General features: G+C 72.2%; 20 protein-coding genes. 10 read left to right on the top strand and 10 right to left on the bottom strand.

Going from position 1 to position 17,957, the window contains the following annotated elements; genetic code table 11:
- Nucleotides 1-134: 134 nt before the first annotated feature.
- Nucleotides 135-674 carry a hypothetical protein gene (locus AB0D67_RS17845; RefSeq protein ID WP_362936111.1) on the bottom strand — a complete coding sequence of 180 codons (540 nt, stop codon included), beginning with the start codon at nt 672-674 and terminating at the stop codon, nt 135-137.
- Between the two features lie 228 nt (nt 675-902).
- Nucleotides 903-2,045, bottom strand: a complete 1,143-nt coding sequence (locus AB0D67_RS17840; protein ID WP_362936108.1) for an ROK family protein — start codon at nt 2,043-2,045, stop codon at nt 903-905.
- A gap of 104 nt (nt 2,046-2,149) precedes the next feature.
- Here AB0D67_RS17840 and AB0D67_RS17835 point away from each other — a divergent pair, with 104 nt between their 5' ends.
- The 6 genes from AB0D67_RS17835 (at nt 2,150) to AB0D67_RS17810 (ending at nt 7,160) form a co-directional block, all read left to right on the top strand.
- Nucleotides 2,150-2,878, top strand: a complete 729-nt coding sequence (locus AB0D67_RS17835) for an amino acid ABC transporter ATP-binding protein (RefSeq protein ID WP_362936105.1) — start codon at nt 2,150-2,152, stop codon at nt 2,876-2,878.
- 21 nt (nt 2,879-2,899) lie between these two features.
- Nucleotides 2,900-3,817 carry a glutamate ABC transporter substrate-binding protein gene (locus AB0D67_RS17830; RefSeq protein WP_362936102.1) on the top strand — a complete coding sequence of 306 codons (918 nt, stop codon included), beginning with the start codon at nt 2,900-2,902 and terminating at the stop codon, nt 3,815-3,817.
- Nucleotides 3,817-4,461 (top strand): amino acid ABC transporter permease, encoded by a 645-nt coding sequence (locus AB0D67_RS17825; RefSeq protein WP_362936099.1) that lies wholly within the window; start codon nt 3,817-3,819, stop codon nt 4,459-4,461. Before AB0D67_RS17830 ends, AB0D67_RS17825 begins: the two co-directional genes overlap by 1 nt.
- Nucleotides 4,458-5,282 (top strand): amino acid ABC transporter permease, encoded by an 825-nt coding sequence (locus tag AB0D67_RS17820; protein WP_362936096.1) that lies wholly within the window; start codon nt 4,458-4,460, stop codon nt 5,280-5,282. Before AB0D67_RS17825 ends, AB0D67_RS17820 begins: the two co-directional genes overlap by 4 nt.
- Nucleotides 5,283-5,493: 211 nt before the next feature.
- A complete protein-coding gene (locus AB0D67_RS17815) occupies nt 5,494-6,417 on the top strand; it encodes an asparaginase (protein WP_362936362.1) in 924 nt (307 codons plus the stop codon).
- Entirely contained in the window at nt 6,414-7,160 is a 747-nt protein-coding gene (locus AB0D67_RS17810; protein ID WP_362936093.1) for a copper homeostasis protein CutC, read from the top strand. The genes AB0D67_RS17815 and AB0D67_RS17810 overlap by 4 nt, the downstream gene beginning before the upstream one ends.
- Before the next feature lie 101 nt (nt 7,161-7,261).
- Here the strand turns inward: AB0D67_RS17810 and AB0D67_RS17805 are convergent, their stop codons facing one another.
- Together AB0D67_RS17805 and AB0D67_RS17800 are read right to left on the bottom strand one after the other, a co-directional pair.
- On the bottom strand, nt 7,262-8,140 hold the full coding sequence (locus tag AB0D67_RS17805) for an erythromycin esterase family protein (protein ID WP_362936090.1): 879 nt from the start codon (nt 8,138-8,140) through the stop codon (nt 7,262-7,264).
- Between the two features lie 53 nt (nt 8,141-8,193).
- A complete protein-coding gene (locus AB0D67_RS17800) occupies nt 8,194-9,453 on the bottom strand; it encodes a transposase (protein ID WP_362936087.1) in 1,260 nt (419 codons plus the stop codon).
- Between the two features lie 23 nt (nt 9,454-9,476).
- On the opposite strand from AB0D67_RS17800, the gene tnpA reads away from it, so the two are divergent.
- A complete protein-coding gene (gene tnpA / locus AB0D67_RS17795; RefSeq protein ID WP_362936084.1) occupies nt 9,477-9,905 on the top strand; it encodes an IS200/IS605 family transposase in 429 nt (142 codons plus the stop codon).
- 49 nt (nt 9,906-9,954) lie between these two features.
- On the opposite strand, the gene AB0D67_RS17790 is transcribed toward tnpA, so the two are convergent.
- Entirely contained in the window at nt 9,955-10,299 is a 345-nt protein-coding gene (locus AB0D67_RS17790; RefSeq protein WP_362936081.1) for an erythromycin esterase family protein, read from the bottom strand.
- A gap of 134 nt (nt 10,300-10,433) precedes the next feature.
- Here AB0D67_RS17790 and AB0D67_RS17785 point away from each other — a divergent pair, with 134 nt between their 5' ends.
- Nucleotides 10,434-11,132, top strand: a complete 699-nt coding sequence (locus AB0D67_RS17785; RefSeq protein WP_362936078.1) for a carboxymuconolactone decarboxylase family protein — start codon at nt 10,434-10,436, stop codon at nt 11,130-11,132.
- A gap of 500 nt (nt 11,133-11,632) precedes the next feature.
- Here AB0D67_RS17785 and AB0D67_RS17780 read toward each other — a convergent pair whose 3' ends face one another.
- Complete coding sequence (locus AB0D67_RS17780) at nt 11,633-12,028, bottom strand: nuclear transport factor 2 family protein (RefSeq protein ID WP_362936075.1); 396 nt, start codon at nt 12,026-12,028, stop codon at nt 11,633-11,635.
- A gap of 371 nt (nt 12,029-12,399) precedes the next feature.
- Between AB0D67_RS17780 and AB0D67_RS17775 the strand changes: the two genes are divergently transcribed.
- Nucleotides 12,400-12,969 carry a carboxymuconolactone decarboxylase family protein gene (locus AB0D67_RS17775; protein ID WP_362936072.1) on the top strand — a complete coding sequence of 190 codons (570 nt, stop codon included), beginning with the start codon at nt 12,400-12,402 and terminating at the stop codon, nt 12,967-12,969.
- Nucleotides 12,966-14,516 (top strand): NAD(P)-binding domain-containing protein, encoded by a 1,551-nt coding sequence (locus AB0D67_RS17770; protein ID WP_362936069.1) that lies wholly within the window; start codon nt 12,966-12,968, stop codon nt 14,514-14,516. The genes AB0D67_RS17775 and AB0D67_RS17770 overlap by 4 nt, the downstream gene beginning before the upstream one ends.
- Nucleotides 14,517-14,619: 103 nt before the next feature.
- Here AB0D67_RS17770 and AB0D67_RS17765 read toward each other — a convergent pair whose 3' ends face one another.
- From AB0D67_RS17765 to AB0D67_RS17750, 4 genes are all read right to left on the bottom strand, one after another.
- Complete coding sequence (locus tag AB0D67_RS17765) at nt 14,620-15,756, bottom strand: glutamate--cysteine ligase (RefSeq protein ID WP_362936066.1); 1,137 nt, start codon at nt 15,754-15,756, stop codon at nt 14,620-14,622.
- On the bottom strand, nt 15,753-16,355 hold the full coding sequence (locus AB0D67_RS17760; RefSeq protein ID WP_362936063.1) for a transposase: 603 nt from the start codon (nt 16,353-16,355) through the stop codon (nt 15,753-15,755). Before AB0D67_RS17760 ends, AB0D67_RS17765 begins: the two co-directional genes overlap by 4 nt.
- Nucleotides 16,356-16,434: 79 nt before the next feature.
- Nucleotides 16,435-17,166 (bottom strand): hypothetical protein, encoded by a 732-nt coding sequence (locus AB0D67_RS17755; protein WP_362936060.1) that lies wholly within the window; start codon nt 17,164-17,166, stop codon nt 16,435-16,437.
- 328 nt (nt 17,167-17,494) lie between these two features.
- Nucleotides 17,495-17,881: a DUF6176 family protein gene (locus AB0D67_RS17750; protein WP_362936057.1), complete on the bottom strand. Its 387-nt coding sequence runs from the start codon at nt 17,879-17,881 to the stop codon at nt 17,495-17,497.
- Nucleotides 17,882-17,957 lie beyond the last annotated feature (76 nt).

The following is a 17,957-nucleotide window of genomic DNA, read 5'->3' as shown; positions in this document are numbered from 1 at the left end:
TCGCCCTGTGACGGCCGTCCTCTGACGGCCGTCGCCCTCCGGCGGAGGTGAGGTGGGTGAGTCCCTCATCCGGGGCCGACCCACCGCCCCTTCCACCGGGGTCGGCCCGCCGTACGGCCGTCGCCGCGGCGGGTTCAGCCGGTGGCGGCCTGGTGTTCCGCCAGGGTCCGGAAGGTCAGGAGCTGTTTGCGCATCATGAGCAGGTCCCCCCAGGCCAGGGCGCGGCGGCGTGCCTCGTTCAGCGCTCCTCGTTCGGCGCCGAGCAGGGCCTTGACCACCAGGCGGGTCGCGCCGGTGTCGTCCGTACGGACGTCGTAGGTGAGGGCGAGGTCGCCGAAGAGCCGGCGGCCGGGGCCGGGGAGCATCCGCAGCGTCATGTCCCGGCCGGGGGTGAAGGAGACCAGTTCGAAGATGGTCATGACCCGCTGGCCGGCCGTCAGGTCCTCCGCGCCCGGGGTGAGGGTGCGGGGGCTCCTGCGGCCGAGGTTGTCCAGGAGGTCGTAGCTGTAGGGGGCGACGCGCATCTGGCAGAGCCAGCGGTAGACGACGCCGGGCGGGGCCTGGACCGAGACGGCGCGGAACCACGTGCCGCCGGGGGCGGGGACGCGGTCGTCGCAGGGGTAGGAGCGCGCGGTCTCCTCCGGGCGGACGCCCCAGTGGGTGGGCAGGGCCATCGGCCGGACACCTCCTCGGGCAGCGGCGGAGGCGGATCGCCCGGCGTCTCACGTCTTCCGCAGGAGAAGCGGGAAAGGCCGTATCCGCTGCGGTCAGCGTAACAACGGAAGATCGGCCGCGCCCGCCGACGTGACCCATCTCACCGGCGCGGACCCTGGCGGTGGCACCGCGACCGCGGCTTCGCGGCTCCGCACGAGGAACGGCGCGCCGGGCGGTGGGGAGCGGGGTCAGGCGAGGACGGCGTCCAGGAGCAGTGAGCCCGCGCCGAGCAGCGCGGCGTCGGGGCCGGTGCGGGTGACGGCGATCTCCAGGTCGCGGGTGGCCAGCGGCAGGCACCGTTCGTAGACGGCGGCGCGGACCGCCGAGATGAGCGGCTCGGCGCCGGACAGGCTGCCGCCGACCACGATGGCGTCGGGGTTGATGAAGTTGACCAGGACGGTGAGCACCTCGCCGATGAGGCGGCCGGCGTTCCTGACCAGGGCGGTGGCCTCGGGCACGCCGTCGGCGACGAGGTCCGCGACGTCGGCGGGCCGGTGTACGGCGAAGCCCTGGTCGGTGAGGGCGCCCATCAGCGCGGCGCCGCTGGCGTAGGCCTCCAGGCAGTCGGGGTGGCCGCAGGAGCACATGGCCGAGGAGTCGGCTCGGACGCGGACGTGGCTGATGTCGCCGGCCGCTCCCCTGCCCCGGTGCAGGCGGCCCTCGACGATCAGGCCGCACCCTATGCCGCTGCCGGCCTTGAGGACCATGAGGTTGTCGCAGCCGGGCCAGGCGCGGGCCTCGCCGACGGCCATGAGGTTGGCGTCGTTCTCGACGAGGACGGGCAGGTCGTAGCGGGCGGCGAGGTGGTCGGCGACGGGGAAGGCGTTCCAGCCGGGCATGCGGGAGGGGGAGACGACGCGGCCGGTGGCCGGGTCGACGGGGCCGGGGATGCCGGTGCCGATGCCGCGCAGCGGGACGCCGGGCGGGGCGTGGGAGCGCAGCAGGTCGTCGAAGGCGGCGGCCATCCAGTCGAGGGTGGCCTCCGGGCCCAGGGCGATGTCGCAGGGGCGTTCTTCGACGACGAGGGGGACGCCGCTGAGGTCGAGCAGGGCCAGGCGGGCGTGGTGGGTGCCGAGGTCGGCGACGGCGAGCAGGCCGGCGGTGGGGCTGACGCGCAGCCGCCGGGGCCGCCGCCCGCCGCGTGAGGTGCCCGCGCCCTCCTCGACGAGGAGGGCGGCGTCGAGCAGCTCCTCGACGCGCAGGGAGACGCTGGAGGGCGCGAGCCCGGAGAGGCGGGCCAGTTCGGCGCGCGACTCGGCCTGGCCGGTGGCGACGAGGCGCAGGAGGTCGCCCTGGGCGCCCCGCACGGGCAACCTCTCTTTGCCTGTCATGGCAGAAGGAATACCACGGCCTGACTTACTACGGCAACGTGTTGACTTCCACCAGAATCATCCATTACGTTCCGCCTTGTCTTCGATTTCGAAGGAAGTTGGCGATGATCCAGGTCAAAGGGCTGAACAAATGGTTCGGCGACCACCATGTGCTGCACGACGTCGACCTTGAGGTGGCTCGGGGCGAGGTCGTCGTGGTGATCGGACCCTCGGGGTCCGGCAAGTCCACGCTGTGCCGCTGCCTCAACCGGCTGGAGAGCGCGGGCTCGGGCGAGATCCTCATCGAGGGCGTCCCCGCCCCGGTCGAGGGCCGCGAGCTGGCCAGGCTCCGGGCCGACGTGGGCATGGTCTTCCAGTCCTTCAACCTCTTCCAGCACAAGACCGTGCTGGAGAACGTGATGCTCGCGCCGATGAAGGTGCGCGGCGCCGCCCGCGCCGAGGCCGAGCGGACCGGCCGGGAGCTGCTGGCGCGCGTCGGCATCGCCGAGCAGGCCGGCAAGCTGCCCGCGCAGCTGTCGGGCGGCCAGCAGCAGCGCGCGGCGATCGCGCGGGCGCTGGCCATGCGCCCCAAGGTGATGCTCTTCGACGAGCCCACCTCGGCGCTCGACCCGGAGATGGTCGGCGAGGTCCTGGACGTGATGGTCGGCCTCGCCGCCGACGGCATGACCATGGTCGTCGTCACCCACGAGATGGGCTTCGCCCGCCGGGCGGCCGACCGGGTGGTGTTCATGGACGGCGGCCGGATCGTCGAGACCGGTGAGCCGAACGCCTTCTTCGAAGCCCCCAAGACGGACCGGGCCAGGGACTTCCTGGCCAAGGTACTCACGCACTGATCGCAAAGGATGGTGGGCCCGATGGTCTCCCTCAAGCGGGTGGCCGCTGTCGCCGCCGTGTCGATGATCGGTCTTTCGGCCTGTTCGGGCACCGACTCGGCCGCCCCGGCGGTGCCGGGCGAGCCCAAGGCTCCCGGCCTGCTCGCCGACGCGCCGGTCGCGGCGGCGGCCGACATCCTCCCCGGCTCCACGATGGAGAAGATCAAGAAGCGGGGTGAGCTGATCGTCGGCGGGTCGCTGGACGCGCCGCTGCTGTCGCAGCAGAACCCGGTGAGCGGCGAGGTCGAGGGCTTCGACGCCGACATGGGCAAGGCGCTGGCCAAGTACATCATCGGCGAGCCCAAGGTGAAGATCGTCAACTCGGCGTCGGAGACCCGGGAGGCGCTGCTGGCCAACGGCACCGTCGACGTGGTCTTCCAGACCTACACGATCACGCCGGAGCGGGCCGAGCAGGTCGCCTTCGCCGGGCCGTACTACTCCTCGGGTCTGAGCATCGCGGTGAAGAAGGGTACGACCGGCATCGCCAAGCCGGAGGACCTCAACGGCAAGACCGTCATCGCCGGCGCCAACACCCCCGCCATCCCCGCGATCAAGAAGGCCGCGCCGCAGGCGAAGATCGTCACGTTCGGCAGCGACCCCGAGTGCGTGCAGGCGCTCAAGCAGGACCGCGGCGTCGCCTACGTCCAGGACGAGACGCTGCTGGTGGCCGACGCGCAGAAGGACCCGTCCATCCAGGTCGTCGGCAAGCCGTTCACCAGCGACCCGTACGGCATCGGCCTCAAGCACGGCGACGACCGGTTCAAGAAGTTCGTCAACGACTGGCTGACCAAGACCCAGGGTTCCGGGCTGTGGCAGCGGATCTGGAAGAACTCCCTCGGCACGGTCGTGCAGGGCGAGGCTCCGGCTCCCCCGCGGATCGGCTCGGTGCCGGGCTCCTGATGTCGGCCGTCCTCGACCACCTGCCCGAGTTCTGGGCGGGACTGGTGGTCACCCTCCAGCTCACCGCGGCGTCGTTCGCCGGCGCCGCGGTGGTCGGGCTCGTGATCACCGCGATGCGGGTCAGCCCGGTCGGGGTGCTGCGCGCGATCGGCACGGCGTACGTGGAGACCTTCCAGAACCTGCCCCTGCTGGTCCTGCTGGTGCTCGCCGTCTTCGGGCTCCCGGAGATCGGGATCAAGGCCGGCCTGCTGACGACCGCCGTCGTGGTGATCGCCCTGTACGAGGCCGCCTACATCGCCGAGGCGCTGCGCTCGGGGGTCAACGCGGTCGCCGGCGGGCAGGGCGAGGCGGCCCGCGCGCTGGGGCTGACCTTCGGCCAGTCGCTGCGCCACGTGGTGCTGCCGCAGGCGCTGCGCACCGTGATCCAGCCGCTCGGCAACGTCTTCATCGCGCTGACGATGAACACCTCGCTCGCCGCGGCGGTCGGCGTGGTGGACCTGACCGCCGCCGCCAACCGGGTGAACCTCGCGGAGGCCCAGCCCATCCCGATCTTCGTCGGGGCGGGCCTGGCCTACGCGCTGATCGCCGCCTGCGCCGGGTTCGTCACCGGACGGCTCGAACGGCGGCTGGGGATGGTCCGATGAGCAACCTGCTGTTCGACGAGCCCGGTCCCCGCGCGCGCCGCCGGATCCGGATCGCGACCGTGGCGGGGGCCGTCGCGGTGCTCGCCCTGCTGGCGCTGGCCGTACGGCAGTTCGCGGCCAACGGGCAGCTCGACGCGGCGCGCTGGCAGCCGTACGCGACCTGGCCGATGTGGCGTTACCTGCTGACGGGGCTGTGGTCCACGGCGCTGGCGGCGGTCGTCTCGGCCGCGCTGGCGATGGCCGCCGGGCTGGCGCTGGCGCTGGGCCGGCTGTCGCGGCACCGCTGGGTCCGCCTGCCCGCCGCCGCGTACGTGGAGGCGGTACGGACGATCCCGGCGCTGCTGCTGGTCTACGTCGTGCTGTTCGCGCTGCCCCGCTACGGGCTGGACCTGCCGCTGTTCTGGAAGCTCACGGTGCCGCTGGCGGTGTCGAACGCGGCGGCGTTCGCCGAGATCTTCCGGGCCGGGATCCTGTCGGTCGAGCGTGGTCAGGGTGAGGCGGGCCTGGCGGTCGGGCTGACCCCGGGCCAGACCATGCGGATGATCGTGCTGCCGCAGGCGGCCCGGCGCGTGCTGCCGTCGATCGTCAGCCAGTCGGTCGGCCTGCTGAAGGACACCTCGCTCGGCTTCGTCGTCAGCTACGCCGAGCTGCTCTACAGCGGCAAGGTCCTGGCGACCTACAACGGCCTGCTGATCCAGACCTACATCGTCGTCGCGCTGATCTATCTCGTGGTCAACGCGTCGCTGTCCAAACTCGCCCGCGTCCTGGAGGCCCGCCGGCCGGGCGTCCGCCCGCCCCGAAGGAGATTCGCCCGTGTGTGAAGCCGCCGCAGACCCGTCCCGGACCGGGTCCGCGCCCGCCGGGGACCCGCGCGCCGCCGTGCCGGGCGTGCCCTCCCCCGCCGGGGACCCGCGCGCCGCCGCCCCCGCCACGGCCGCCGCGGCCGCCGCGGCCGCCGGGGCCGCCGGGGCCGCCGGGGCCGCCGAGGGCCCGCCCCCGGTCGGGCGGTCCGGTTTCGCCGCGCTCGCCGAGGTGGTGCGCTCGGGGTTCGTGGAGAGCGTCCACTACGGCAGCGCGGTGGCCCTGGGGCCCGGCGGCGAGGTCGTCGTCTCCCTGGGCCGGCCGGACGCGCCGGTGCTGCCGCGCTCGTCGGCCAAGCCGTTCCAGGCGCTGGCCTGCCTGCTGTCGGGCGCCGCGCTCACCGGCCCGAGCCTGGCCATCGCCGCCGGCAGCCACACCGGGCAGGACGCGCACGTACGGCTGGTCACCGAGATGCTCGGCGGGGCCGGGCTCGGGTTCGACGCCCTGGGCTGCCCAGCCGACTGGCCGGAGGACGAGGCCGCCCGGCACGCGATGATCAGGGCCGGCCAGGGGCCCTCCCGCGAGCGGATGAACTGCTCGGGCAAGCACGCCGCGATGCTCATGGCGGCGGTGGCCTCCGGCTGGGACACCGCCTCCTACCTCGACGCGGGCCACCCGCTGCAACTGCGGGTCCGCGAGGCGGCCGAGGAGCTGTCGGGCGAGGAGAGCGCCCACGTCGCCGTGGACGGGTGCGGCGCCCCGCTGTTCGGGCTGTCGCTGACCGGGCTGGCCCGCGCCGCGCGGGCCATGGTGACCGCTCCGGAGGGCACGGCCCCCCGCGCGGTCGCCGACGCGATGCGCGAGCACCCCGAGTACGTCGGCGGCGCCGGACACGTCAACACGACGCTGATGCGGGCGCTGCCGGGCGCGATGGTCAAGGGCGGGGCCGAGGGGGTGCTGGTGGCCGCGCTCGGCGACGGGCACGCGGCGGCGGTCAAGGTCATCGACGGCAGCCCGCGGGCCACCACGGCGATCGCGCTGGCCGCGCTGCGGGCCGCGGGCGCCGACGTGGCTCCGGCGGCCGGGTTCGAGAACGTTCCGGTGCTCGGCGGCGGCGTCCCCGTCGGCGAGATCCGCACTTTGGGGGAAAAATGAGTCTTAAGTATGAAATCTGCATTGACAGTACGGCGGGCGCACTGGCGGCCGAGCAGGCCGGGGCGGACCGGGTGGAGCTGTGCTCGGCCCTGTTCGACGGCGGCCTGACCCCCACCCTCGGCGCCGTCGAGACGACCCTGGCCGCGGTCTCCTCGATCCGCGTCCATGTGATCATCCGTCCCCGGGGCGGCGACTTCATCTACGACGGGCACGAGATCGCCGCCATGGAGCGCGACGTGGCCGCCGTCCGGGACGCGGGCGCGCAGGGCGTGGTCATCGGCGCGCTGACCCCGTCCGGCGAGGTGGACACCGAGGTCGCCAGGCGGCTCATCGGCGCGGCCGGGGACCTGTCGGTCACCTTCCACCGGGCCTTCGACATGACGGCCGACCCTTTCGCCGCCCTGGAGACGCTGGCCGGCCTGGGCGTGGACCGGGTGCTCACCTCCGGCCAGGACGTCACGGCGCTGGAGGGCGCGCCGCTGATCGCCTCGCTGGTCGAGCGGGCCGGCGACCGCCTGGTCGTGATGCCGGGCGGCGGCGTCACCCCGCGCAACGTCGGCCGCGTCATCGAGGCGACGGGGGCGCGGGAGGTCCACTTCGCGGCGCTGGTGGACGCGCCCAGCCCGGCGACGCACCGCAACCCCCACCCGTTCATGGGCGGCGAGCTGCGCCGTCCCGAGTACGCCCGCCAGGTCACCTCGCCGGGCCTGGTCTCCGAGGTGATCGCCGCGGCCGGCGCCTGACGCCGTACCGGGCGCCCGGCACCGTACCGGAGACCGCGACGTCGCGGATCCCGGCGCCGGGCGCGCGGCGGCCGCCCCCCGCGAGCCGCCGCTCGCCGCGGTCAGACGCCCGTGGGCATGGTCTCCAGCTCGCCCCGGCTCTCCCTCTCCATGTGCAGCGCCTGCAGGGCGGAGGTCCTGGCGATCCACAGCAGCGCGTCGTAGCGGTCGCCCATCATGCTGGGCACGTAGTTGCGCCGCTCCCGGATCGGGTCGTACACCACCCCGACGGCGCGGTGGCCGTGCCAGGTGGTCAGCCAGTGCGCGTCCGGCTGGTCGGAGAAGACGAACAGGGCGCGGTGGTCGAGGTCGGTCGCCGTGTCGCAGAGCAGCCCCTCCAGGCTGTCGCGGGGCGGCGGGGGCAGCTTCATGACCTCCATGGACGCCCCCCAGGAGGGAGCCGCGACCACCTCGCCGTAGGCGGTGGCGAAGCCGACCAGCACGACGTTCTCCCGGCCGTGCCGTTCCCGGGCGAGCTGACCGAGGTTGACGATCCCGCCGCGCGCCATGTCGGTGGCCCGCGCGTCGCCGATGTGGGTGTTGTGGGCCCACACGACCGCCCTGGCGCCGTCGCCGTGGACGTCCAGCAGCCGGTCGAGGGTGTCGGCCATGTGGGTGTCGCGGATGTTCCACGACTCCGCGCCGCCGATGATCATCGACCGGTAGTACTCCTCGGCCGAGGCCACCACCTCGGCGTTCTGCCGGGCGTTCAGGGCCTCGGCGGGGTCGGCGGCGTCGATACGGACGGCCCGCCGGGCCTCGCTCAGCAGGGCGACCACCTCCTCCTCGCACCCGCCGGGCACCAGCCGCGTGCCGCGGGCGTACGCCTGGGGGTCCTCGTTGTACGGCTCGAAGCAGCGGTAGGCCTCCACGGCGTCGCGCGTGTACTCGGGGTGGTGCTCGTGCAGGTAGAGCAGGACGGCCCGCAGGGACTCCCACATGCTTTGAACTCCTCCCCGGTTTGAAGGCCGGGGATTCTCCCGTCGCGTCGCGGTTAAGCGGCGCGCGGGGGTTGACGCTTCACAGACCGGGCAGCCCCGAGGTCTCCACGTCCTGACACCACAGTTCCTGCGGCGTTGCGAATGTTGATCGCGGCGTTGGTGTCGGCGTGACCGGTCCATGCGCACACGGGGTTGCTACAGGCGAACCGGATGCCGTTTCGGGAAGTCGCATCACGGTGCCCGCACCGGTGGCAGGTAATCGAGGTGCCCGGCGCGGGAACTTTGATGACCTGCCCGCCGCGATCTGCGGTTTTGTACCCCAGCAGGGTGACGGTGCGGCCCCACCCTTCGCCGGTGATGGCCCGGTTCAGCCCTGCCTTCTGCGCGACGTTGCGGCCGGGCTGTTCGATCGTGCCCTTGGCGGAGCGAACCATGTTCGTGATGTGCAGGTCTTCCACCACGACCATGCTGAAGACCTCGGCGAGTTCGGTGGTGGTCTGGTGCTGCCAGTCGACGGCTCGGCGCTTGGCTGTCGCGCGGAGCCGGGCGATCTGGGCGTAGGTGCGAATCAGCCGATGAGAGGCCGGTTGACCGGGGGCGCGCCGGCGGGCGGCCTTCTTCTCCAAACGGCGCAGACGTTCCCGTTCACCACCGGTGAGCCAGGGGCCGTGCTCCCGCGTGGTCCCGTCCGACAACGCCAAGGCGACGGTGATCCCCCGGTCGATCCCCACGACCGGGCCGGGGTGGGCGGGCGCGAGCACGGCGGCCGTGGTCTGGGTGCGGAAAACGATCTGCCAGCCGAAGGCGTCCTTGACCAGCCGGGCCCCGGTGATCCGCCCGGCGGGGGCGTCCTTGGTCAGGCCGGGCAGGTCTTTGGTCCACCGGAACCGCACCCGCCCGACCTTGGGCAGGCTGACCGCGCCCCATCGCCGGTTGACCCGTTTTATCTGCAGGTCACGAGCTTGGGGGATGTCCACGGCCATCCGGGAGCGAAACCGGCCTTTGAAGGTCGGGCGCTTGGCCGGGTGGTCGGGGTTGAAGAAGTTCGCCCATGCCTGCCGATAGGTCTTCAGGACGGCTTGCGCGGCCTGGGCGGGCAGCTCTTTCATCCACTCGATCTCATGGCGGGCCGCCCTGATCGCCTCGTCGCACTGCTTCAGTGACGCGAACCGGCCCTGGCGGAAGGTGAAGTACTCATGCAGCAGGTTCCACAGTGCGCGGGCGGTGTGGGCCTGGCCGTCCAAGACAGCTGACTGCCGCTTGTCCAGATCCAGGCGTGCGATGTGCGCGCGAGCCCGCTTCTCCGGTTCCACACCCGGATCGTATCGTTTGGTTTATGTCACCGAGGTGGAAACCGAATCCCGATGTGCGCACCGGACGTCACGTCGTCCACACCCTCCATGCCCATTTGGTGTTCATCACCAGGTATCGGCGCGGGGCCTTCACCGACGAGATGCTGGTCCGCTGCGAACAGATCATGCGGGAGGTCTGCGCCGACTTCGAGGTCGAACTGCGCGAGTTCAACGGTGACGACGGCCACGTCCGCCTGCTGGTCCACTACCCGCCCAAGGTCGCCTTGTCCAGGCTGGTCAACTCGCTGAAGGGGGTCTCGGCACGGATACTGCGCAAGGAGTTCGGCGCCCACGTCCGCAACCACCTATGGGGTGATCATTTCTGGTCCGGCTCCTACTTCGCCGGATCCGTGGGCGGAGACTCGTTGACCGTGCTCCAGCAGTACATCGAACAGCAGAACCGACCGGTTTGAGCGGGTGGACGCCGTTTCGCCTGGCGGCGAATCGGCCGTTCCTGCCCCGCTACGCGGAAAAGTCCACTTCACCCCCGACCTGAAGACCGGAGCACTGCGAACGAATCCGGTAGACGTCCAGGCCGTAGAAGCCCGCCCGCTCCCCGGCGGGCAGTGCCTCGTTGCGGGCCCGCAGCCACCGGCAGAAGTGCCCGGTCTCGGCGTTGGCCCACATCCAGGTGGGCCGGCGACGATAGGCGTCCAGGACCGCCTGCGGGTCCTCCGGCGCGCCTCGGGCGAGGATGACCGAGCGGTGGACGTCCCAGCAGTCCAGCCAGTCGCCCTCCGCCACCACGAAGGAGAAGCCGCGCTCCTCGATCATCCGGCCGCGGGCGGGGGCCGTACGCGCTGTCAAGCGCCGCCCCGTGACAGGAAACGGAGGCGAACGAGCAGCTTGCTGCCCGGCGGAGGCCTGGATCGGGGCCATCGGGAAGCGCAGAGTTGCAAGTGCGAGAACACACCGGAAAAACCGGAGACAGGGATGGGGAGATGACAGTCCAGACCACTTCCGCGAAACGGGTGGAAATTCCCGCGAAGAAAGCGGCGGCATCCGCCGGGAACGGCGTCAGAACCGGCGGTGACCTGTTACGGCTGATCCGGTTCACCCGGCCGGCGAAGAAAAGATCCAGCGCCTACATAGCGCTCAACTCCGACGAGCCGGGGGTGCGGGGACTGTTCCGGTACCGCCCGGAGACGGCCCTGCCGCTGAACGCGCTGGTGGACGTGCTGCTGCGCGGGGAGAGCACCCTCACCCAGGGGGAGAGGGAGCTGATCGCGACGTACGTGTCGGCCCGCAACGAGTGCCGGTTCTGCTGCTACACGCACGCCGCCCTCGCGGCGGTCCGGCTGCCCGAGGGGATGCCGCTGGTGCAGGCGGTCTGCGCCGACCCGGAGTCCGCGCCCGTGTCGACCAAGCTCAGGGCGCTGCTGCGCCTCGCCGGCGCGGTGCAGGAGGGCGGCAGGCACGTCACCGAGGAGCACGTGACGGCCGCCCGCGCCGAGGGCGCGACGGACCTGGAGATCCACGACACGGTGCTGATCGCCGCGGCGTTCTGCATGTTCAACCGCTACGTCGACGGCCTCGGCACCCACGCCCCCGACGACCCGGCCGCCTACGCGGCGCGGGCCCGGATGAAGGGGGGTTACGTGAACGTCCTGGCCGAGTCGCTGCGCCAGGCACAGGCCTGACCGGCCACGACCGGGCCCCGCGGGCCGTACGGCCGGGCCGCCCGGGACGGCGGGAGAACGACGGGAAGGAGAACGCGCCGGGAAAGGCAGCGTCGGCCGAAGGAGACGGAGAGGAACGAGAGAGAGGACGGAAGAAGAGAAGGAAGCATTCCGGCAGGAGAGGAGAAAGACCGGGAAGGCGAGAGAGAGAACGGCCGGGAAGGAAAGAGAGGACGGTCGAGGAAAGGGCCGGAGAAAGGAGACGGCCGGAGAAGGAGAGGCGAAGGAGACCGGAAGGAAAGGAACGGGGCCGCTGGAGCTCCGGGAAAGGAAGAGGTTCGCACGGATCGGGCGGTTCCGGGGTATGACGCCTTCCCCGTCACCCCGCCGCCCGCCCGCGAGGCGCCGGGAAGGAGCGGGAAGGAGATCGCGCGGCGCGTGGGGCGTCCGACACACGTCCCACGCGCCGCGGAGGCGGCGGAAGAAGGCGGTGGGACCCGGGGGAACCCCGGGCCGGGGTCTCAGGCGAGGAACTCGTCGACCGCGTAGGAGTCCTGCGGGAAGCTCCAGCGTTCGGTGATCCTGCCGTCCGCGACGCGGAAGACGTGCACGCCGCGCTCGTCCAGGACCTTGCCGCCGCGCTCGCCGACGACGCGCAGGACCGCGGCCACCCGCTCGTCGTCGGCCAGGAACGCCTCCGGCTCGAACCGCAGCGCCCCCCTGGTGGTCTCGCCGAGCCGCTGGAGGTAGCGGATCACCTCTTCCTTGCCGCGGTGGTCGCCGGCCAGCTCGCCCCGGCCGGGAACGTGGAAGACCACGTCGTCGGCGAGGAGGTTGTCACGGACGTGGTCGAGGTCGTTCTTGGCGAGGGCGTCGTAGGCACTGCGCACGACTCCGGCGTTGGGGTGTTCGGACATGGCGCTCCTCTTTCGGCAGGGTCGAATTCCCCGAGGTGACGAGGATGAAAAAGGGGGGCGTCGGTGACGGTACGTCACTCGGGCAAAAGGGGCAAGAGCCATCAGAAGCACCGCAGGACACCGGTGCCGCACTCGGAAAAGGTCAACCCCTGAATCAATTTTTAGACGCCCGTAAATCCGTCCGGGGAACCGCGGAAAAGACCCGGAGAAAGACGGATGAGACGGGTCCGGCCGTTGACAGCGCGGCGGGCACGTGCAGATCATGAGGGCGTCCACCGGACGGAGCCCTCCACCGGCGGCACGCGAGACGCACCCCGACCACGATGCGCCCTCCCCCACGATCCCCGGCTGCGCCGGCACGAGGAGTGTCCATGCCCCACATCGCCCTCCCCACTGACGACCCGGGAATCAGGGGCCTGTTCCGGTTCCGCCCGGAGACCGCGGCGCCGCTGAACGGGCTCGCCGAGGTCCTGCTGCGCGGGGACAGCACCCTGTCGCGTGGGGAACGCGAGCTGATCGCGGCGTACGTGTCGTCGCTCAACCGCTGCCGCTTCTGCCACTCCTCGCACGCCGCGTTCGCCGCCGCCCAGCTCCCCGAGGGCATGGAGCTGGTGGAGCAGACCTGCGAGAACCCGGCCACCGCGCCGGTCTCACCGAAGCTGCGGGCCCTGCTGGACATCGCCGCGGCCGTGCAGCGCGGCGGCAAGGAGGTCTCCGCCGAGCACGTCGCCGCCGCCCGCGCCGAGGACGCGACGGACCTGGAGATCCACGACACGGTGCTGATCGCCGCGGCGTTCTGCATGTTCAACCGCTACGTCGACGGCCTGGCCACCCACGCCCCCGACGACCCCGCGGTGTACGCGGCGACGGCCGAGCAGATCGTCACCCACGGCTACGGCAGCACCACCCCCGCCGCCGAGCACTCGGGCACGCGGCCGTGACGGCGCCCGGCGGGCACGTCCACCGTTACCTGATCATCGGCGCCGGGCCCGGGGGCCTGCAGCTCAGCTACTTCCTGGAGCGGTCCGGCGCCGACTACCTCACGCTGGAGCGCGAGGACACGCCGGGCGGCTTCTTCCGCCGCTACCCGCGCCACCGCAAGCTGATCTCGCTGAACAAGGTCCACACCGGCCAGGACGACCCGGAGATCTCCCTGCGCTGGGACTGGAACTCCCTGCTCAACGACTCCCCCGACCTGCTGTTCCCCCGCTACTCGCGCGACTACTTCCCCGGCGCGGGCGACCTGGTGCGCTACCTCGGCGACTTCCAGCGAGAGCACAAGCTCAACGTCGCCTTCGGCGTCTCCGTCGACCGGATCGCCCGGGAGGAGGACGGGCGCTTCGCCGTGCACGCCGGGGACGAGGTGTTCCGGGCCGAATGCCTGATCATGGCGACCGGCTGGGGCGGGCCGTACGTGCCGGACATCCCGGGCATCGAGCTGGCCACGGGCTACGAGGAGATGCCGGTCCGCGGTGAGGACTTCACCGACCAGCGGGTACTGATCATCGGCAAGGGCAACTCGGCGTTCGAGACCGCCCAGTCGATGCTCGGCCACGCCGCGGTCATCCACCTGGCCAGCCCCAGCCCGGTACGGCTGGCCTGGACGAGCAAGCACCCGGGCCACGTGCGCGGCCAGTACGGCGCGCTGCTCGACAGTTACTGGTTCAAGACCCTGCACGGCGTGCTGGAGTGCGAGGTCGACCGGATCCGGCGCGCGGGCGACCGGTTCGAGGTGGAGATCACCTACACCCTCGCCGAGGGCGAGCGGGCGACGCTGGAGTACGACCGGGTGCTGCGCTGCACCGGCTTCGCCATGGACACCTCGGTCTTCGACGACTCCTGCCGTCCCGCGCTCACCCCGAACGGCCGCATGCCGGCGATCCGCCCCGACTTCCAGTCGGCCGACGTCGACGGCCTGTACTTCGCCGGCACCCTGATGCAGGCCCGCGACTTCAAGCGCGCCTCCTCGGCGTTCATCGACGGCTTCCGCTACAACCTGCGGACGCTGGCCGCCCTGCTGGCCGAGCGCTACGAGGGGACGCCGCTGGAGGAGCGCGTGCTTCCCGCCGACGCCGAGACGCTGACCGGGGACATCCTGGACCGGGTCAACCACAGCTCCGCGCTGTGGACCCAGTTCGAGTACCTCTGCGACGTCTACGTGCTCGACGAGCGGACCGGGCGGGTCCGGCGCCACACCGACCTGCCCGAGGACTACGCGGTCGGCAGGTTCGGCGGCGAGGGGCTGTGCCTCACGGTCACCCTGCGGTGGGGGCGGCAGGAACATCCCGACGTCTTCGCCATCCGGCGGCACCCGACGCCGGAGCGGGCGCACGAGAGCGCGTTCCTGCACCCGGTCGTGCGGGTCTGGCGGGACGGCGAGCAGGTCGCCGAGCGGCACCTGCTGGAGGACCTTCAGGCCACCTGGCGCGACCCGGTACGGCACGTGGCCCCGCTGCGCGCCTTCCTCACCGAGCAGCTGCCCGGATAACGGCCGCTCCGGGGCCGGCTCCGGGCTGCGGGGCGCCCCTGACCCACCTCTCCGGCACGCCCGGACCGGCCGTACGGCGCCCCCTGACCCGCCGTACGGCCGGTCAGGCGGTGAAGTCGCCGACGAGGTGGTCCACCACGTCGGACGGCAGGCCGCGCCGGGCGTGGACGGCCCGCTGGCGGGCCGCCCCGGTGCCCTCCCGGGTCAGCCGGGCCAGCCGCTCGGTCACCATGTCCAGGTCGCCGGTCAGCTCCAGCGCGGGCCGGATGTGGCGCAGCAGCGCCGCGAGCCGGTCGGCGGCGGGGTGCTTCTCGCCGGTGAGCGGGTCGATGCCGTGGCCGTCCAGGCCGTCGCGGGCCGCCTGCCAGTAGGCGGCGCGCAGCAGCGCCTCCGGCGGGCGCGGCCCGGGGTCCCCGTCGCCGATCCGCTCCAGCGCGGTCACCACCAGGCCCCGGACCACGGCGGCGAGCAGCGCCGACTCCCCCGCGGTGGCGGGCACGTCGGCCACCCGCACCTCCAGCGTGGGCAGCCGCGCCGAGGGCCGGACGTCCCAGAAGACCGTGCCCGGGTCCACCAGCACCCCGGCCTCCGTCAGGGTGGCGACGAGCCGGTCGAACTCCTCCGGCTCGGCGAAGTACGGCGGCGGCCCGGCGACCGGCCACTTGTTCCAGCACAGCACCCGCCAGGCGGCGTAGCCGGTGTCGCGGCCGGCCCACAGCGGGGAGTTGGCCGTCATCGCGATCAGCACCGGCAGCCACGGCCGCAGGTGGTTGCCCGCCAGCACCGCCCGCGCCCGGTCGGGCAGGTGGACGTGGACGTGCCCGGCGCAGATGCTCTGCTCGTCGTGGAGCGTCCGGTAGGCGGCGATGCCGAGGTCGTAGCGCGGGTCGTCGACGATCGGCGGCGGGACGACGTCGCCCAGCACGGGGGTGCCCGAGGCGATCACCGCCAGCCCCTCCCCGGCCGCCGCCGAGGCCATGGCCGCCCGCATCCCGCGCAGGTGCTCCGCCAGGTCCGCGGAGCCGGCGCAGGGCGGCGTCTTGGCCTCCACCTGGAACCGGATGATCTCGGTGCTCACGCGCTCCCCCAGTACGGGGGCGGCGCGCCCGGCCACCTCAGCGGCCCGGGGCGTCACGGCCCGCGTCGCCGGATCGACGACGAAGTACTCCTCCTCCACTCCCATCAGTGGACGAATCGGGTCGAAGGGCACGGGGGGCGGGGTCTGCACGGTCGCCGTCATCTCTCGTTTCCAGGCCGGGGTGTGCGGGCGGCGGTGCCACGGTATCGGCCCGGCTCCCGGCGCGGAGGCGCAATCGGGCGGTACGTCCCCGGCCCCGGCGGGTTCTGGGGTTCCCCCGGGGTTTCAGGGGGGTTTTCAGAGAACGCGGTGGCCGGAGCCTGGAATCGGACGACGCCCTCGGCCCCGCCGGGCGCCGAGGTCTCCGGAACCTCCCCGGTGGTGTCGGTGATGATGAAGCGCTTGCGGCCGTTGACCTTCTTGCCCGCCTCGTAGCCGCGGCTGTCACGCCCGACGGTGTCGGCGCCCTTGACGCTCTGGGAGTCGATGATGCCGGCCGACGGCTCGTCCTCGCGGCCGGCTTGGCGACGGGCCTTGATCCGCAGCTCGGCCAGCAGCGTCTCGGTGACGCCGGCCTGTTCCCACTGCTGGAAGTACCAGTACACGGTCTGCCAGGGCGGCAGGCCGGTAGGCAGGTACCGCCACGGGCAGCCCGAGCGCACCACGTACAGGATCGCGTTGACGATTGGCGGCCGCCAGGCCAGTCGTCGGCCAGGGCGTGCACGCCGGCCAGAGCCTCCATCAATCCCGGCGCGGTTCAAGAAGCTAGGCGTGTGAACATCTCGGCGCAGCAGAGTCGATTTCGTGCTCGGCCACGCCGACGTGCCTGTGAGGTAGCGATCAGTCGGCCTGGTCGTCGGGGCCGGACCTCGTTCCCATGTCGAACCTCGCTATCACGGGCGCGGTGCTCCAGTCGCTCACCTCATCGCCCCTGTCGACGCGCAGCAGCCGTGCCTGCATGGCTTCCATCAGCTGGTCGGCGCCGGGCAGGAACTCCGGGCCGTTGACGAAATGCATGACGGCTCCGACGACGTCCTGGCTGTCGTCCTCGTCGAGGTCCTCGGCGTCGAACGGCCTCCAGCCCGTCGCGGTGGCCGCCGCGAGAAGACGAGCGGGGTCGTGGACGTGCACCTCCAGCAGGCTGATCGTGCGTATGACCGGCCCTGGGAAGGCGTCGAGGCAGGCGTCGTGCGGCGTGCGGCCCTCAAGGTCGCCACCGAGGCCGGCCGAGTCGCCCCGGCCCCGCCGCAGGGACTCCCACGTGGCGGCCAGATCGGGGGCGTCGGCCCAGGTCCCGTTCACGACATCGGCCAGCGTACGACGGAAGGAGGCGGCGGGCGCGTCGGGCAGAGCCGCTGCGATCCGCTCCGACTCAGCGCGGGCGGCGGGGCCCAGGCCGTTCTCCAGCACCGAGGAGAGAAGGTAGGCGACGTGCTGAGCGAGGGCGGGATCGGTGCAGGTCAGTACGGCATGCAGGGTCGCGGGCTGGCCGGAGCGCTCGACGAGGGCGTACACCCTGCTCTTGGCGCGGGTGTGCTCGCAGTGGAAGGCGCGAGGGACGGCAGAGGTCATGACGGGTTCTCCATCAACGTGAGGTACGTGGAAAACCGCTGGTGGGCGCAGTACGGCCACGCCCCCTGACGGAGAAGTCCTGCCCGCTGGTGCTGCTGGTACGGCCAGCTGCCCGGTTCGGTGTTCGCATCGTACCGCTTGGGTGTTGTTTTGGAGGATTACGCGTCGACTGAACCGCCCAGGGTTGAATCGGTCGCGAGGGTAAGCGCGTCGCTCAAACGAGTCGAACCACAAGACCTCGCAACAGGGAGTTGAGCAGGCCGACCACCCCAAAGGCGTTGTTCGTTAGTCCAGACGAGCGCAACGGTCCGGTGGATAAAGAACAAGCTCAGGAGGTTCCGGTGACCGCGTCGTCCGCCGGGGGCCGAGGGCCGGGCGCGGCGGCGGATCGGCCGTCGGACGGCTCCGCGGGCACGTCGAGGAGCACCTCGTGTCCGGCCACCCCCATGAACGCCGCCGACAGCACCGCCCGATGGTCGGCGTCGACGGGGTGGGCCGAGGCCCGGAAGGCGGCGATCGACCGCTCCGGGTCCTCCTCCTCCATGACGTAGACCATGAGCGGCCCGTCGGAGGTGGGAACCAGCAGGACGGTCTCGTGCCGCACGCCCTCGTCGACGAAGGTCGCGAGAAGCTCTCCCCGGCGGGGGCCGGACAGCTCGGCGAACCACGCGCGCAGCCGGTCCACCTGCTCCGGCCGTACCTTACTGACGCTCACCCGCAGCATCGTCCATCACCTCTTCCGTCGTACCCGGTCATCTCCGTCCCCCGTCCCCTGCCGCCGGTGGGCGCCG

Origin of the sequence: Streptosporangium sp. NPDC048047, assembly GCF_040653115.1 — a bacterium.
In the GTDB taxonomy this organism is placed as follows: domain Bacteria; phylum Actinomycetota; class Actinomycetes; order Streptosporangiales; family Streptosporangiaceae; genus Streptosporangium.
Note: the sequence above shows the minus strand (reverse complement) of the source record. Positions and strands in the feature narration are given on the sequence as shown.